We start from the raw sequence: 12,729 nt of genomic DNA, 5'->3' as shown, positions 1-12,729 counted from the left end.
CGTCTTGAGGAGCTTGTTTTGACACTCATCGAAACTCTTGCCTCCGTGAGCCCGGGTTCAGCCCTCGCGGAAGCCATGGGGAAACGCGCGGAAATCCTGCGCCTCAGTGAAGCCGCCCACGACGCCGTGCTTCTGCCGCGCGATCCCGGCGGACTGTCCCACGGCCTGAGGGCCGCGCTCGCCGCCCGCATGGCGCGCCACAACCGCAGCCCGGCGCTCGCAAGCCACTACGACACGCTCGTTGCCCGCGCCGGCGAAGCGGCGACAGCCTTGCTCGCCGAGCCCGACACGAAGGTGACGGACCCCCGGACTGCGGAGATAGTTCGTCATGCCGACCGGCTGACGCTCGCGCCGCGCGATGCCACGCGTGCCCATGTCGAGGCATTGCGTCAGGTCGGCGTCACCGACGCTGACATCGTCCGGCTCGCGGAGCTTGCGGCTTTCGTCAATTACCAGGTGCGGGTGCTTGCCGGCCTGAAGCTGCTGGGAGAAATGCGATGAGCGAGGTCGTCCACACCTTCACCACCACGGTGCCCCGCTGGCAGCCCTATGTCATTCCGGTCGATTTCGCGACCGCCACCGACGAGCAGCATGCAGCGATGCAGACGACGCCGTCGAACAAGGGCATCTCGCCCTATGTGCTGACCCTGGCGCACGACCCCGAGACACTCGCGGTCCGCTCGCCGCTGTTCAACCTGATCATGTACGGCAAGGACGGACTGGCGGGGAGCGAGCGCGAACTGGGCGCGGTCGCGGCCTCCGTCGTCAACCGCTGCGTCTACTGCGCCGCCGTCCATGCATCCCGGTTCAACAATCTGACAAAACGCACGGATGTCATCGAAGCCGTATTCGCCGATGGTCTCGAAGCGACGCTCGACGAGCACCTCCAGGCAATCTTCGACTTTTCAGCCCGACTGTCGACCACGCCGCCCGAGGCGGTCGCGGCCGACGCGCAGTCGCTAGCAGACGTCGGGCTCGACGAGTTGGAGGCCCTCGATCTCGTCCTCTCATCGGCCATCTTCGGCTGGGCGAACCGCCTGATGCATACGCTCGGCGAGCCGATGCAGGACTAAAGGCGCGTCACGATCGCGCTGTAACTGCACGCCCTGGCATAACCTGGTCCATCGTTGAGCACCGACACAACTGAAAAGGGGCGACCGAACGGCCGCCCCTTCATAACGCAGGCAATGAACGCTCAGAGCTGTTCCAGCATCGCGGCAGCACCCGAGACCGTTGCCTGGCCGGGGCTTTCCTCGACGTTGAGGGCTTTCACCACGCCGTCTTCCACCAGCATCGAATAGCGCTTGGAGCGCAGGCCGAGGCCGCCGGCGGAGAGGTCGGCGTCGAGGCCGACGGCCTTGGTGAAACCGGCATCCCAATCGGCGAGGAAGTGGATCTTGCCCATGCCGCCGGATGATTGCGCCCAGGCGCCCATTACGTGCCAGTCGTTGACTGATACAACGGCGATGTCGTCGACGCCCTTGCCAAGGATGGTGTCGCGGTTTTCGAGATAACCCGGCAGGTGGTTCAGCGAGCAGGTGGGCGTAAAGGCGCCCGGCACGGCAAAGAGCACGACGCGCTTGCCGGCGAAGAGCTGATCGGTGGTGATTTCAACCGGGCCGTCAGCCGTCTTTTCCTTGAAGGTGGCGGCAGGAAGCTTGTCGCCGATCGCGATGGTCATGGTCTTCTCCTTGGTTCTGGCTTGGGGGTTTCCGGCTTTGGGGGTTCTGCTTGGCGGCGGGCGCAGCACGGGATCGAGGCGACTATAGGAGCCCATCATTGAAAGGCAAGAGTGGTCTCCATCGCCCTTTCGCCGTCGATGACCAGTACGCCCCAGCGCTTGCCGGATATGTCGTAATTCTCAGGCAGTTTGCCGATAGCGACGTCGACCTTGAAAGTGGCGCCGTCGCGCTTGCCGCCGATCTGCTTGGTGAAGGCATGGCCGCTCGGGCCGGTGACGATGATATCCGGCGCGCCCTTCCCCTCGCCCGGCTCCCCGCCCGGCAGAACGAGTGTCAAAGACAGCGTCTTCCTATCGGGCGACATCGCATGCGCCGTCACGCCGAAATCCTGCGACGGCGGCTTCGGCAGCTTCGCATCGGCAGCCTGAAGGATCGCCTCCTCTTGCGGGTGCGACTGGATGGCGGGGCCAAGCTTCAGCTGAAAATTCGCCTGGAAGGGAATGCAGATATCCCTGCAGATGCCGATGAAGGCGGCAGCGTCGATCGTAACCGGGCCTTTGCCGGCCGCCGTCAGCGACAGCGGCAGCGTCACCGGCGTGTCATAAGCGATATCCTCGACCGTGCCGTTGAAAAAATGCTTCGGAACGGGATAGGCGATGGCATCGAGCGTGACGCCACTGCCCGCCGGGATGGTGATCTGGGGCGGAATGCCATTGCCGCCGGGCTCTTTCCAATAGGTGATCCAGCCGGGTTTCGGCTCGATCTGAAGGGCGGCGCGGATTTTGCCGCCGGCATCGGGCGCGAGCGCCACGAGACGCATGCGGCCGCCCTCGTTGTCCGCCCAGGCGCTCATTTCCGCATGGGCGGAATAAAACGGCACAAGGGCTGCGACCACCGACACAACCGCGATTAAAAGCCTGCGCGGGCCTGAGGAAATAATCATCATGGAACAAAGGTTTACCGAATGTGCTGTTTCGCCGCCAGAAGCCGTGGCGATTTAAATCTTCATTTTCAGTTGATTGATGTGTGACATTGGCCCATGTTTCTTTTGTCGAGGCCTTGGTGCGGTCTAGCAGCAGGAGGAACGATGTCCTTATTGACGCTGAAGAACAGACGGGAACGTGGCTTCTTCGATGGCCAGTTCCTCATCGCCATGCCCGGCATGGAAGACCGCAATTTTGCGCGCACCGTCATCTATATCTGCGCGCATTCGGATGCCGGGGCCATGGGCTTCGTCATCAACCGGCCACAGAGCCTCACCTTCACCGATGTGCTGCTGCATCTCGACATGATCAAGCAGGAAGATTCGATCGTGCTGCCGAAGCGGGCGCGCGACTTCCCGATCCAGACCGGCGGCCCGGTGGAAAGCGGCCGTGGTTTCGTCCTGCATTCGGACGATTATTCCAGCGACTCCAGCATTCCCGTCAGCGACGACATCTGCCTGACAGCGACGCTAGATATCGTGCGCGCCATCTCCAAGGGCAATGGGCCGACGCGGGCGACGATGCTGCTCGGCTATTCCTCCTGGTCGGCCGGCCAGCTCGAAAGCGAGGTCGTCAACAATGGCTGGCTCACCTGCCCGGCCAATGAGGAACTGATCTTCGACCGCAGCCTCGACGACAAATACGAGCGGGCGCTCGCCGGCATGGGCGTGACCGCTGCGATGCTTTCGGCCGAAGCCGGCCATGCCTGAAAGGCTGGCCTGACGGACAGCGGGAACGAATAGCCAAGAGTGACGTTTCATTTCGGCAAGCATGGACAAAAGGCCCATGCCGACCAAGGAGACATCACTTATGGGTAGCACCAGCGACAAGATTTCCGGTAAGGCAAACGAAATTGCCGGCAAGACCAAGCAGGCCGTCGGCAAGGCGACGGACGATCGCGAGATGCAGGCCAAGGGCGCCGTCCAGGAAGCCAAGGGCAAGGGACAAGTCGCAACCGGCAAGGTCAAGGACAAGCTCAAGGGCGCCGTCGATCGGCTCTGAGCGACAGCACTAAGACGCGCAAAGGACGCTGTGCTTCCGATTTAAGGAATGCGCAGTAGACGCTCATCCTTTATCACCATGCCTGCTGCGCCCTCGCGCGGCAGGCATTTTTAATCCGTCACCCTCATGCTCTGCAGAGATAGATACGATGAAACTTTTTGCCTGCGACAACTGCGATCAGGTCGTCCACTTCGACAACCGGCGATGCGTGCGCTGCAACCATCGCCTCGGCTTCCTGCCCGGCGATCTGGCGATGCATGCGCTGGAACCGCGCGACGAGATACTCTGGCAGCTCGTTTCCAATCCCGATCGCGACGTCCGCTTCTGCGCCAATGCCGGCCTCGACATCTGCAACTGGCTGGTGGACGGTGACGGCGAGAGTGAATTCTGCGTTGCCTGCCGCCATAACCGGCTGGTTCCGAACACCGATACCCAGGACGGCATCGACCGCTGGCGGCGCATCAGCCAGGCGCAACGTCATCTGTTTTATTCGCTGCTGCGCTGGAAGCTGCCGCATCCCGATCGGGATCAAGACCCGCAAGGCGGCCTGGTCTTCGATTTTCTCGAGGATTCGATAGAGAGCAACGGTTATGTCGTGCCGGCCATGACCGGTCATGAGGAAGGCCTGATCACCATCCGCGCCGCAGAGGCCGACGATGCGACGCGCGAACAGGCGCGCAGCTCGATGAACGAACCCTATCGCACGCTGCTTGGCCATTTCCGCCACGAGGCCGGCCATTTCATCTGGAACAAGCTGGTGCGCGATCGGGGCGGCCTTGCCGATTTCCGCGCCGTCTTCGGCGACGAACGGCAGGACTATGCGACGGCCCTCCAGAACCACTATGCCGGCGGTGCGCCCTTGGGATGGCCGGACAATTTCATCAGCGCCTATGCGGCGTCGCACCCCTGGGAGGATTTCGCCGAATGCTTCGCGCATTACCTCCATATCGTCGATACGCTCGAAACGGCGCGCGCCTTCGGCATCGCCATCGATCCGCGCGGCCATGAAGAAATATCAGGCGAGGTGGATTTCATCCCTTACCGGGCAAGAAGCGCCGAACAGCTAGTCAGCGCCTGGGTGCCGCTCAGCCTGGCGATCAACGCCATCCAGCGCAGCATGGGGCAGCCGGACTCCTACCCCTTCGTGCTGTCCTCACCCGTCGTGGCAAAACTCGAATATCTGCACCGGCTGATCCAGGGCGCCGCGACGGCGCCGCCGCAGCAGCAGGCGGCTTGAGGAGCTGGAAAGCTACCGAACCGGGTTACGAGTTCGACTGCTTTCAAGGCGACCAAGATTTTTGGCGGGAGGTGCTTTGCTGGAGCTTGCAAAAATTTCGGCTCGGCGCGGAACTAATTTGGCCGACGTGCACCTCTCGAAAGCTATGTCGTCGGCTCTCGTCCCGGATCTAACATGCTGCAGGACTCAATCGCATCTAGTTCCATATGGTCGGGACGGGAAACTCGCGCTGACACATAGAAGCGATTGAACGGACCTCGGCAGCCTGTTTGAGCGCCAGTTCGCCAAGCAGATCTGCGTATTTCTGTGTCATGGTATGTGCCTCATCTCTGGTGCTCCCACCAGCGATCATGTTCTTGATGCCGCGCTCGTATAAGATGCGAAACTTGGCTTGATACGCTTGCGCTTTCTTGGGCTCGCGCTTGTCTTTGAATCCCTGAGCGAGATGGCCGTAGTAAGCGGCACACAACATCGGCCGGTCGTCGAAGGGTTTATGCACCGGTTTTTCGGTCGCAACAGCACTGCTCGCACCACAATACATGCCAAACGCAATCAAAAGGCAGAAAATAGCAATGGTATAGATCGGACTCCTAAAGCTGAGTGACATGTGCACCTTCTTTAAAACGAAACCGCCTTGCCCTTCTTGAACGGCTCCATGCCCCGGCGGGCGAGTTCGTCGGCGCGTTCGTTTTCCGGGTGGCCGGCGTGGCCCTTGACCCAGTGCAGCGTCACCTTGTGGCGGTCACGGGCCGCCTCCAGCGCCTGCCAGAGCTCGGCGTTCTTCACCGGCTTCTTGTCTGCGGTCTTCCAGCCGTTTTTCTTCCAGCCGAATATCCACTTGGAGATGCCGTCCTTGACATAGGCGCTGTCGGTATAGAGATCGACCTCGCAAGGGCTCTTCAAGGCCGATAACGCCGAGATCGCCGCCAGCAGTTCCATGCGATTGTTGGTCGTATCCGCCTCGCCGCCGCAAAGCTCCTTTTCGACATCGCCATAACGCAGTACCGCGCCCCAGCCGCCAGGGCCGGGATTGCCGGAGCATGCGCCGTCGGTGAAGATATCGACGTGTTTCATAGGCTCAATCCGTATTCGGCGGGCGATTTGATCTGGCGGTGGAACCGCAGCTTGCGGAGATATTCGAGCGGGTCCTTCTTGGTGACCATGGCGCCTTCCGGCGTCGTCAGCCAGTCATAGAGCCGGGTCAGGAAGAAACGCAGCGAGGACCCACGCGACAGCACCGGCAGGGCTGAGATTTCGGCATCGCTCAACGGCCGGACGCTCTGGTAACCCTCGAGCATTGCCGTGCCCTTGGTGATGTTGTAGGCGCCGTCCTTCTCGAAGCACCAGGCATTCAGGCAGATCGAGACGTCATAGGCGAGCAGGTCGTTGCAGGCGAAATAGAAATCGATCAGGCCGGAGAGCTGGTCGCCGAGGAAGAAGACGTTGTCGGGGAAGAGGTCGGCGTGGATGACGCCGGCCGGCAGGCCGCTCGGCCAGGCAGTGGAGAGGAAGTCGAGTTCGCTGCGGATCTCGGTCTGCAGGCCGGGCTCGACCTCGCCGGCGCGCGCTTCGGATTTTTCCCACAGGCCCCGCCAGCCGTCGATCGACAGCGCATTCGCCCGCTTCAGCTCAAAACCATCACCGGCCACATGCATCTCGGCCAGCGCCCTGCCGACTTCGCGGCAGTGCCTGGCCTCCGGCTTTCTCAGCCACATGCCTTCGAGGAAGGAGATCAGTGCTGCCGGGCGGCCGGAGAGTGAGCCGAGCAGCGCGCCATCCCGGCGCGGAAGCGGCAGCGGGCAGGACAGACCGCGGGCGGCGAGATGCTGCATCAGGCCGAGGAAGAAAGGCAGATCGCTCTTTTCCACGCGCTTTTCATAGAGCGTCAGAATCAGCGGATCCTTGGAGGTGTGAAGCAGGAAGTTGGAGTTTTCGACGCCTTCGGCGATCCCCTTGTAGGAGAGCAGCGTGCCTGCGTCATATTCCGTCAGGAACCACTTCAGATCGTCTTCGGCGATATCGGTATAGACTGCCAAGTGAGGTCTCGCCCTTCATGCCTTGTTGATATTGGATTTGCCGGAGTGGACGCTAGGCCGAAAGGCCGATCTAGCCGTTGACGAAAGCCATGTCGGCCGCCGTCAGCTCGATATTGCGCAGTTCGCGGTTGACGAGGAAGTTTTCGGTTTCCTGCACCGTTTCGGCCAGTTCGACGCGGGCGTCGAAGCGGGCACGGAAAGCCTCGATGATCTCGTTGACGATGACCTCGGGGGCGGAAGCGCCGGCGGAAAGGCCGAGCGTCGAAATCGCGCCGATCTCGTCCCAGTCGAGCTCGGCGGCGCGCTGCACGAGGATCGATTTCTTCGCCCCTGCCCTGAGCGCCACTTCGACGAGGCGCTTGGAATTGGACGAATTCGGCGCGCCGACGATGATGAAAAGATCGCAGCCCGGGGCTGCCTGCTTCACCACTTCCTGGCGGTTGGTCGTCGCATAACAGATCGAGTCCGCGGCCGGCGCCGTCAGGTTCGGGAAGCGCTCGTGCAGGCGGGTGATGACGCCGGCCGTATCGTCGACCGACAGCGTCGTCTGGGTGACATAGCCGAGATTATCGGGATCAACAGGGACGTAGGCATCGGCATCCTCGATCGTCTCGATCAGAGAAACCGAACCCTCCGGCAGTTGCCCCATCGTGCCGATCACCTCGGGATGGCCGGCATGGCCGATAAGGACGACATGGCGGCCGAGGCGATTGTGGCGCATCGCCTGCTTGTGGACCTTGGAGACCAGCGGGCAGGTGGCGTCGAGATAGAAGAGGTTACGGCTTGCCGCATCCTCCGGCACGGATTTCGGCACGCCATGGGCGGAGAAGACCACTGGCTGGGCGCGGTGTTCGGCCGGGATTTCGTCCAACTCCTCGACGAAGACGGCGCCCTTGGCCTCCAGCCCCTCGACGACATAACGATTGTGGACGATCTCGTGGCGCACATAGACCGGCGCGCCATAGGATTTCAGCGCCAGCACGACGATCTGGATGGCGCGGTCGACGCCGGCGCAGAAGCCGCGCGGACCGCAGAGCCTGATCGTCAAAGGAGGTTTCGCCGCAATATTCATGTCAGTTCCGGGTTGAGAGATTTAGGGACCTCTAGCCCAATATGGTCGAGAATTGAAGTGATACTATTGCTGAGGTGTCTTGGCGCCCTTGCGGAACCAGGAGATCGCCACGACGACGATAAGCACGGCGGCCAGCCCGTACCAGGTGAAAGCATATTGCAGATGGTCGTTCGGCAGATCCACCTGGGTGACGCCGCCGATCGGCAGGCCGGCCGGATTGGGGGTGGAATCGGCATCGACGAAAAAGGGAATGACATCAGCTTTCTCCAGCCCGACGCTGGAGGCCATGACGTCGAGATCCTTCCAGTAGAAGATGTTCTTGGCGACGTCGTTGTCGGGCACCACCCAGGAGGGCTTGCCGGGAAGCTTTTCGCGCGCCAGGCCGGTGACGGTCTGCTGATCCGTCAGTTGGCCCTGCATGCGCATTTCCGGCTCCTTGTTGTCAAAGGGAACGAAGCCGCGATTGACGAGGAGAATGCGCCCGTCGGCAAGCTCCAGCGGGGTATAGATGTAATAGCCGGTCTGGCCGCGCCAGGTGGCGAAGAAGTGCCGCTCCTTGTTGTTGATATAGCGGCCGGTGGCGGTGACCTTGCGGTATTCGATGTCGCCGCCTGCAGCTGCCATCGCCTCGATGTCGGCAAGCGGCACGGGGGCTGCAACTTGCCGCGCAGCGATATCGGCGAGCAGGCCTTCCTTCCAGTGGAGACGCTCCACCTGCCAGGTGCCGAGCGAAATCAGGATGGCAAGGGCGATCAGCACCAGGATACCGGTCAAGACAGGCAGCCGGCGGCGCGGCGTTACATGCACCATTTCAGTCACTCAGGCGTCCTTCGCGGGCATTATGACGGTATTGCATGGCGATCAGGATGCCCTTGAACCAGCGCAGCGTCAGCAGCGACAGGACGATCGTCAACGGAGCAAAGAGCAGGATGTGCACCCAGATCGGCGGCCCGTAATTCACCTGCAGCCACAACACCATCCCGATGATGATGAAGCCGACGATGAGGATGACGAAGACGGCGGGGCCGTCACCGGAATCGGCAAAGGAATAATCGAGGCCGCAAGAAGCGCAGCGCGGCTTTAAGCCGAGCAGGCCATCGAACAGCTGTCCCTGACCGCAGCGCGGGCAGCAGCCTTTGATGCCGGTCTTCACCGGATCGACGGGGGGAAAATGGGCGCTGTCCTCGTTCATGGCATTCCTTCCCGCAGATGCATTCGCGGTCGCGGCTTCTTCAATGCTGCCTTAACTCTCCCATAAAGTATTCGCATCCCGAATGGAAAGGCCTGCGCGGTTTCGCCTCAGCGATTCGCGCCAAACAAAAGAAGAAGACTGATGAGCAACGATAGCCATACCGGACAGATCATTATCCTGAACGGCGCGCCGCGAAGCGGCAAATCCAGCATTGCGCGCGCAATTCAGGAAGGATTCGAGGGACCTTGGATCAACCTCGGCGTCGACACCTACAATGCCATGACACCGAAGCGCTACCTGCCCGGTCTTGGGCTCAGGCCCGGCGGCGAGCGGCCGGAGTTGGAGGAACTGGTGCCGTTCCTCTATGCGGCGCTTTATGAATCGATCGCCATCCATGCCGGATTAGGACTCAATGTCGTCGCCGATCTCGGTCATCACGATAGCTATTCGCAGCCGCTCGGCATTCTCGGCGACTGCGCCCGGCGGCTGCAAGACTTTTCCGTGCTGTTCGTCGGCGTGCGCTGTCCGATCGAGACGATCATGCAACGGCGGGAGGTCGTACAGGAAGGGCGCGAGACCCTCTACCTGCGCGGCAACGAGGAGACACCGGTTCCCGAGCCGGTGCAGCGCTGGCAGGACGAGGTTCATCGTCCCGGTATCTATGACATGGAGGTCGATACGTCGGTGCTTACGGCGCTCGAATGTGCCGAGGCGATCCGCCACCAGCTTGATCTCGGCATTCCCGAGCCATCGGCCTTCGAAAGGCTGGCCGGTTTGCGTTGAAACAAAAAAGGCGGGGCCAATGGCACCCGCCTTTTTGATTTTTGTCCGTCCCGGTCAGCCGGCTGCGAGGGGTGCGCCCCAGCCGCCCCAGACGTAGATGCAGAAGAACAGGAACAACCAGACGACGTCGACGAAATGCCAGTACCAGGCTGCCGCCTCGAAGCCGAAATGCTGCTTCGGGGTGAAGTCGCCGCGCAGCGCACGGATCAGGCAGACACCCAGGAAGATCGTGCCGACGAGGACGTGGAAACCGTGGAAGCCGGTCGCCATGAAGAAGGTCGCGCCGTAGATCGAATTCTTGAAGGCGAAGGGCGCGTGGGCATATTCATAGGCCTGGACGCTGGAGAACAGCACACCGAGCAGCACCGTCAGCGTCAGGCCCTGGATCAGGCCCTTGCGGTCGTTGTGCAGCAGCGCATGGTGCGCCCAGGTGACCGTCGTGCCCGACAGGAGCAGGATGACGGTGTTGTAGATCGGCAGATGCCACGGATCGAGGACCTCGATGCCCTTCGGCGGCCAGGTGCCGCCGGTATAGAGCAAGCGCGAGGCCTGGATCGCTTCGTTCGGATAGAGGCTGGCGTCGAAATAGGCCCAGAACCAGGCGACGAAGAACATCACTTCCGAAGCGATGAACATGATCATGCCGTAGCGCAGGTGCAGCGAGACGACGCGGGTATGGGAACCCTCATGGGCTTCCTTCACCGTATCGGCCCACCAGCCGTACATGACGTAGAGCACCAGCGCGAAGCCGATGTAGAAGAGCCAGGGATTGGCGAGTTCCGCGCCGGCGACCTTGAAGGAGCCGCCGTTCAGGTAGCGCATGTAGCAGACGCCGCCGATCGCCATGATGAAGGCGCCGAGCGAGGCGAGAATCGGCCACGGGCTCGGATCGATGATGTGATAGTCGTGATTCTTCTGGTGAGCATCGGCCATGTAGCTATCCCCGGATGTCTTCCTTCACTCCGTTCCCGGCATAGCCGGAAACGAGCCTTGATCAAAGTTTCTTTTCAATCTTCTCCGCTCCACCCTCATTCGAAGCCACCGGTTTCGGACCCTCTTTCGGGTAGAACGTATATGACAGCGTGACCGTGTGGATATCCTTGGATTCCACGGCCTTGACGATTTCCGGATCGATGTAGAACACGACAGGCATGTCGAGCTTCTCGCCCGGCTTCAGGTCCGTTTCCGTAAAGCAGAAACATTGCACCTTGTTGAAATAGACACCCGCTTCGCCCGGCGTAACGTTGAAAACCGCCTGGCCGCGCTGGGTTTCGTTCGAACGATTCTCGGCGGTGAAATTGACCTGGATCGTCTCGCCGATCTTCGGATTGACCTCGCGCTCGACGGGCTTGAATTCCCATTGCAGGCCGGGCGCGACATTGGCGTCGAAAGTGACGCGCATCGTGCGATCAAGCACGACGCTCGACACCTGGTCGACGCGCTGCGTCGTGCCGTTATAGCCGGTCACCTGGCAGAAGATGCGATAGAGCGGCACGGCGGCATAGCTCATCGCGCCCATGCCGAAGACGAAGCTCAGACACATCATCACGACGGCGCCGTTATTGCGGCCCTGCTTCTTCGGTGTACCGGCGTTTTCGCTCATCCAGCCATTCCCCCGCCGATCTTCACGATGGTGATCGCGTAGAAGAGAATAACGAGGCCGGCGAGCACCAGCCCGAGGGCGACGTTGCGGTTGCGGCGCGACTTGCGCTGCGCTGCCGTGAGCTTGATCAATTCCATCAGAACCAACCTCCCGCATGCGAGACCAGCAGCGAGACCAGCCGGTCGATCATCAAGGCGGAGAACACGGCGAAGAGATAGAAGATCGAGAAGCCGAAGAGCTTCTTCGCCGGGATCATTTTCAGATCGCCGTCGGGCATGCGCCAGACGGCGATGGAACAGTATATGAAGATCGCGCCGAGGGCGGCGGCGACGAGGCCATAACCGAGGCTCGCGAAACCGAGGAAGGACGGCAACACCGCGCAGACGGCGGTCAGCACCGCATAGGCGACGATCTGATGCTTGGTCACCCGTTCGCCGGCGACGTTCGGCAGCATCGGCACGCCGACGGCCTCGTAGTCGCGCATCTTGAACAGGGCAAGCGCCCAGAAATGCGCCGGCGTCCACAGGAAGATGATGAGGAAGAGAACCGTGCTCTCGATCGTCACGCTGTTGGTCACGCAAGCCCAGCCGATCATCGGCGGGAAGGCGCCGGCAGCACCGCCGATGACGATGTTCTGCGGCGTCGAGCGCTTCAGCCACATGGTGTAGACGACGGCATAGAAGAAGATGGTGAAAGCGAGGATGCCGGCCGAGAGCCAGTTGACGGCCAGGCCGAGGATCACCACCGAGAAGCCTGACAGCACCAGGCCGAAGGCGAGAGCCTCGGAGGGTGCGATGCGGCCGGCCGGGATCGGACGGTTGGCGGTGCGGCTCATGATCGCATCGATATCGGCGTCATACCACATGTTCAGCGCGCCGGAGGCGCCGGCACCGACGGCGATACAGAGAATGGCGATCAGGCCGAGGACAGGATGGATGTGGCCCGGCGCCAGCACGAGACCGGCAAAGGCAGTGAAGACCACGAGCGACATCACCCGTGGCTTCAACAATTCGAAATAATCGCGCGCACTCGCTTCCGACAATTCGCCGTCCTTTGCAAGCACCTCGTGATTGTCGATGACCGTCATCATTCCGTCCTGAATGTCTTACCATCAGGACGCCGTATCGAACGCGGCGTCC

18 protein-coding genes are annotated in these 12,729 nt (G+C 61.5%); 6 read left to right on the top strand and 12 right to left on the bottom strand.

Features of this window, described 5'->3' with window-relative positions:
- Positions 1 to 18: 18 nt before the first annotated feature.
- Both U5G49_RS03265 and U5G49_RS03260 read left to right on the top strand, forming a co-directional pair.
- Positions 19 to 501, top strand: coding sequence for a CMD domain-containing protein (locus U5G49_RS03265; protein WP_018245126.1), 483 nt, complete (start codon positions 19 to 21; stop codon positions 499 to 501).
- Positions 498 to 1,073, top strand: a complete 576-nt coding sequence (locus tag U5G49_RS03260) for a peroxidase-related enzyme (protein WP_113541742.1) — start codon at positions 498 to 500, stop codon at positions 1,071 to 1,073. Before U5G49_RS03265 ends, U5G49_RS03260 begins: the two co-directional genes overlap by 4 nt.
- A gap of 122 nt (positions 1,074 to 1,195) precedes the next feature.
- Here the strand turns inward: U5G49_RS03260 and U5G49_RS03255 are convergent, their stop codons facing one another.
- Entirely contained in the window at positions 1,196 to 1,681 is a 486-nt protein-coding gene (locus tag U5G49_RS03255; protein WP_003557102.1) for a peroxiredoxin, read from the bottom strand.
- 95 nt (positions 1,682 to 1,776) lie between these two features.
- Positions 1,777 to 2,628 (bottom strand): protein-disulfide reductase DsbD domain-containing protein, encoded by an 852-nt coding sequence (locus U5G49_RS03250; RefSeq protein WP_065277974.1) that lies wholly within the window; start codon positions 2,626 to 2,628, stop codon positions 1,777 to 1,779.
- Between the two features lie 141 nt (positions 2,629 to 2,769).
- Here U5G49_RS03250 and U5G49_RS03245 point away from each other — a divergent pair, with 141 nt between their 5' ends.
- The 3 genes from U5G49_RS03245 to U5G49_RS03235 all read left to right on the top strand — a co-directional run bounded on the left by U5G49_RS03245 (position 2,770) and on the right by U5G49_RS03235 (position 4,904).
- Positions 2,770 to 3,375: a YqgE/AlgH family protein gene (locus tag U5G49_RS03245; protein ID WP_018245102.1), complete on the top strand. Its 606-nt coding sequence runs from the start codon at positions 2,770 to 2,772 to the stop codon at positions 3,373 to 3,375.
- 100 nt (positions 3,376 to 3,475) lie between these two features.
- Positions 3,476 to 3,667: a CsbD family protein gene (locus U5G49_RS03240; protein WP_003546001.1), complete on the top strand. Its 192-nt coding sequence runs from the start codon at positions 3,476 to 3,478 to the stop codon at positions 3,665 to 3,667.
- A 148-nt stretch (positions 3,668 to 3,815) separates the two neighbouring features.
- Positions 3,816 to 4,904, top strand: a complete 1,089-nt coding sequence (locus U5G49_RS03235; RefSeq protein WP_113541741.1) for a zinc-binding metallopeptidase family protein — start codon at positions 3,816 to 3,818, stop codon at positions 4,902 to 4,904.
- Positions 4,905 to 5,100: 196 nt separating this feature from the next.
- Here U5G49_RS03235 and U5G49_RS03230 read toward each other — a convergent pair whose 3' ends face one another.
- From U5G49_RS03230 to U5G49_RS03205, 6 genes are all read right to left on the bottom strand, one after another.
- A complete protein-coding gene (locus U5G49_RS03230; protein WP_113541740.1) occupies positions 5,101 to 5,511 on the bottom strand; it encodes a hypothetical protein in 411 nt (136 codons plus the stop codon).
- Positions 5,512 to 5,522: 11 nt separating this feature from the next.
- Complete coding sequence (rnhA, locus tag U5G49_RS03225) at positions 5,523 to 5,978, bottom strand: ribonuclease HI (protein WP_003545999.1); 456 nt, start codon at positions 5,976 to 5,978, stop codon at positions 5,523 to 5,525.
- On the bottom strand, positions 5,975 to 6,940 hold the full coding sequence (locus U5G49_RS03220; protein ID WP_193444425.1) for a homoserine kinase: 966 nt from the start codon (positions 6,938 to 6,940) through the stop codon (positions 5,975 to 5,977). The genes rnhA and U5G49_RS03220 overlap by 4 nt, the downstream gene beginning before the upstream one ends.
- A 70-nt stretch (positions 6,941 to 7,010) precedes the next feature.
- Entirely contained in the window at positions 7,011 to 8,012 is a 1,002-nt protein-coding gene (gene ispH, locus U5G49_RS03215) for a 4-hydroxy-3-methylbut-2-enyl diphosphate reductase (RefSeq protein WP_011650764.1), read from the bottom strand.
- A 63-nt stretch (positions 8,013 to 8,075) separates the two neighbouring features.
- The gene (locus U5G49_RS03210) at positions 8,076 to 8,822 is read right to left on the bottom strand and encodes an SURF1 family protein (protein ID WP_210262189.1); all 747 of its coding nucleotides are present in this window, start codon (positions 8,820 to 8,822) and stop codon (positions 8,076 to 8,078) included.
- Between the two features lies 1 nt (position 8,823).
- The gene (locus U5G49_RS03205; protein ID WP_047622041.1) at positions 8,824 to 9,204 is read right to left on the bottom strand and encodes a DUF983 domain-containing protein; all 381 of its coding nucleotides are present in this window, start codon (positions 9,202 to 9,204) and stop codon (positions 8,824 to 8,826) included.
- A gap of 141 nt (positions 9,205 to 9,345) precedes the next feature.
- Here U5G49_RS03205 and U5G49_RS03200 point away from each other — a divergent pair, with 141 nt between their 5' ends.
- A complete protein-coding gene (locus tag U5G49_RS03200; RefSeq protein ID WP_047622040.1) occupies positions 9,346 to 9,987 on the top strand; it encodes a chloramphenicol phosphotransferase CPT family protein in 642 nt (213 codons plus the stop codon).
- A gap of 54 nt (positions 9,988 to 10,041) precedes the next feature.
- Here U5G49_RS03200 and U5G49_RS03195 read toward each other — a convergent pair whose 3' ends face one another.
- From U5G49_RS03195 to U5G49_RS03180, 4 genes are all read right to left on the bottom strand, one after another.
- The gene (locus U5G49_RS03195) at positions 10,042 to 10,920 is read right to left on the bottom strand and encodes a cytochrome c oxidase subunit 3 (RefSeq protein WP_018245095.1); all 879 of its coding nucleotides are present in this window, start codon (positions 10,918 to 10,920) and stop codon (positions 10,042 to 10,044) included.
- 61 nt (positions 10,921 to 10,981) lie between these two features.
- On the bottom strand, positions 10,982 to 11,590 hold the full coding sequence (locus U5G49_RS03190; RefSeq protein ID WP_018245094.1) for a cytochrome c oxidase assembly protein: 609 nt from the start codon (positions 11,588 to 11,590) through the stop codon (positions 10,982 to 10,984).
- Positions 11,587 to 11,727, bottom strand: a complete 141-nt coding sequence (locus tag U5G49_RS03185) for a hypothetical protein (protein ID WP_193444423.1) — start codon at positions 11,725 to 11,727, stop codon at positions 11,587 to 11,589. Before U5G49_RS03185 ends, U5G49_RS03190 begins: the two co-directional genes overlap by 4 nt.
- Positions 11,727 to 12,677 carry a heme o synthase gene (locus U5G49_RS03180; protein ID WP_193444431.1) on the bottom strand — a complete coding sequence of 317 codons (951 nt, stop codon included), beginning with the start codon at positions 12,675 to 12,677 and terminating at the stop codon, positions 11,727 to 11,729. The genes U5G49_RS03185 and U5G49_RS03180 overlap by 1 nt, the downstream gene beginning before the upstream one ends.
- Positions 12,678 to 12,729: the final 52 nt, after the last annotated feature.

This window comes from Rhizobium indigoferae, assembly GCF_034554815.1.
Lineage (GTDB): Bacteria > Pseudomonadota > Alphaproteobacteria > Rhizobiales > Rhizobiaceae > Rhizobium > Rhizobium leguminosarum.
The sequence above is the reverse complement of the archived record's forward strand: the minus strand, read 5'-3'. Positions and strand labels throughout refer to the sequence as shown.

Coding starts and splice junctions, on each gene's coding strand:
- U5G49_RS03260 (WP_113541742.1), top strand. CDS start 498: ATGAGCGAGGTCGTCCACACCTTCACCACCACGGTGCCCCGCTGGCAG.
- U5G49_RS03255 (WP_003557102.1), bottom strand. CDS start 1,681: ATGACCATCGCGATCGGCGACAAGCTTCCTGCCGCCACCTTCAAGGAA.
- U5G49_RS03250 (WP_065277974.1), bottom strand. CDS start 2,628: ATGATGATTATTTCCTCAGGCCCGCGCAGGCTTTTAATCGCGGTTGTG.
- U5G49_RS03245 (WP_018245102.1), top strand. CDS start 2,770: ATGTCCTTATTGACGCTGAAGAACAGACGGGAACGTGGCTTCTTCGAT.
- U5G49_RS03240 (WP_003546001.1), top strand. CDS start 3,476: ATGGGTAGCACCAGCGACAAGATTTCCGGTAAGGCAAACGAAATTGCC.
- U5G49_RS03235 (WP_113541741.1), top strand. CDS start 3,816: ATGAAACTTTTTGCCTGCGACAACTGCGATCAGGTCGTCCACTTCGAC.
- U5G49_RS03230 (WP_113541740.1), bottom strand. CDS start 5,511: ATGTCACTCAGCTTTAGGAGTCCGATCTATACCATTGCTATTTTCTGC.
- rnhA (WP_003545999.1), bottom strand. CDS start 5,978: ATGAAACACGTCGATATCTTCACCGACGGCGCATGCTCCGGCAATCCC.
- ispH (WP_011650764.1), bottom strand. CDS start 8,012: ATGAATATTGCGGCGAAACCTCCTTTGACGATCAGGCTCTGCGGTCCG.
- U5G49_RS03210 (WP_210262189.1), bottom strand. CDS start 8,822: ATGGTGCATGTAACGCCGCGCCGCCGGCTGCCTGTCTTGACCGGTATC.
- U5G49_RS03205 (WP_047622041.1), bottom strand. CDS start 9,204: ATGAACGAGGACAGCGCCCATTTTCCCCCCGTCGATCCGGTGAAGACC.
- U5G49_RS03200 (WP_047622040.1), top strand. CDS start 9,346: ATGAGCAACGATAGCCATACCGGACAGATCATTATCCTGAACGGCGCG.
- U5G49_RS03195 (WP_018245095.1), bottom strand. CDS start 10,920: ATGGCCGATGCTCACCAGAAGAATCACGACTATCACATCATCGATCCG.
- U5G49_RS03190 (WP_018245094.1), bottom strand. CDS start 11,590: ATGAGCGAAAACGCCGGTACACCGAAGAAGCAGGGCCGCAATAACGGC.
- U5G49_RS03185 (WP_193444423.1), bottom strand. CDS start 11,727: ATGGAATTGATCAAGCTCACGGCAGCGCAGCGCAAGTCGCGCCGCAAC.
- U5G49_RS03180 (WP_193444431.1), bottom strand. CDS start 12,677: ATGACGGTCATCGACAATCACGAGGTGCTTGCAAAGGACGGCGAATTG.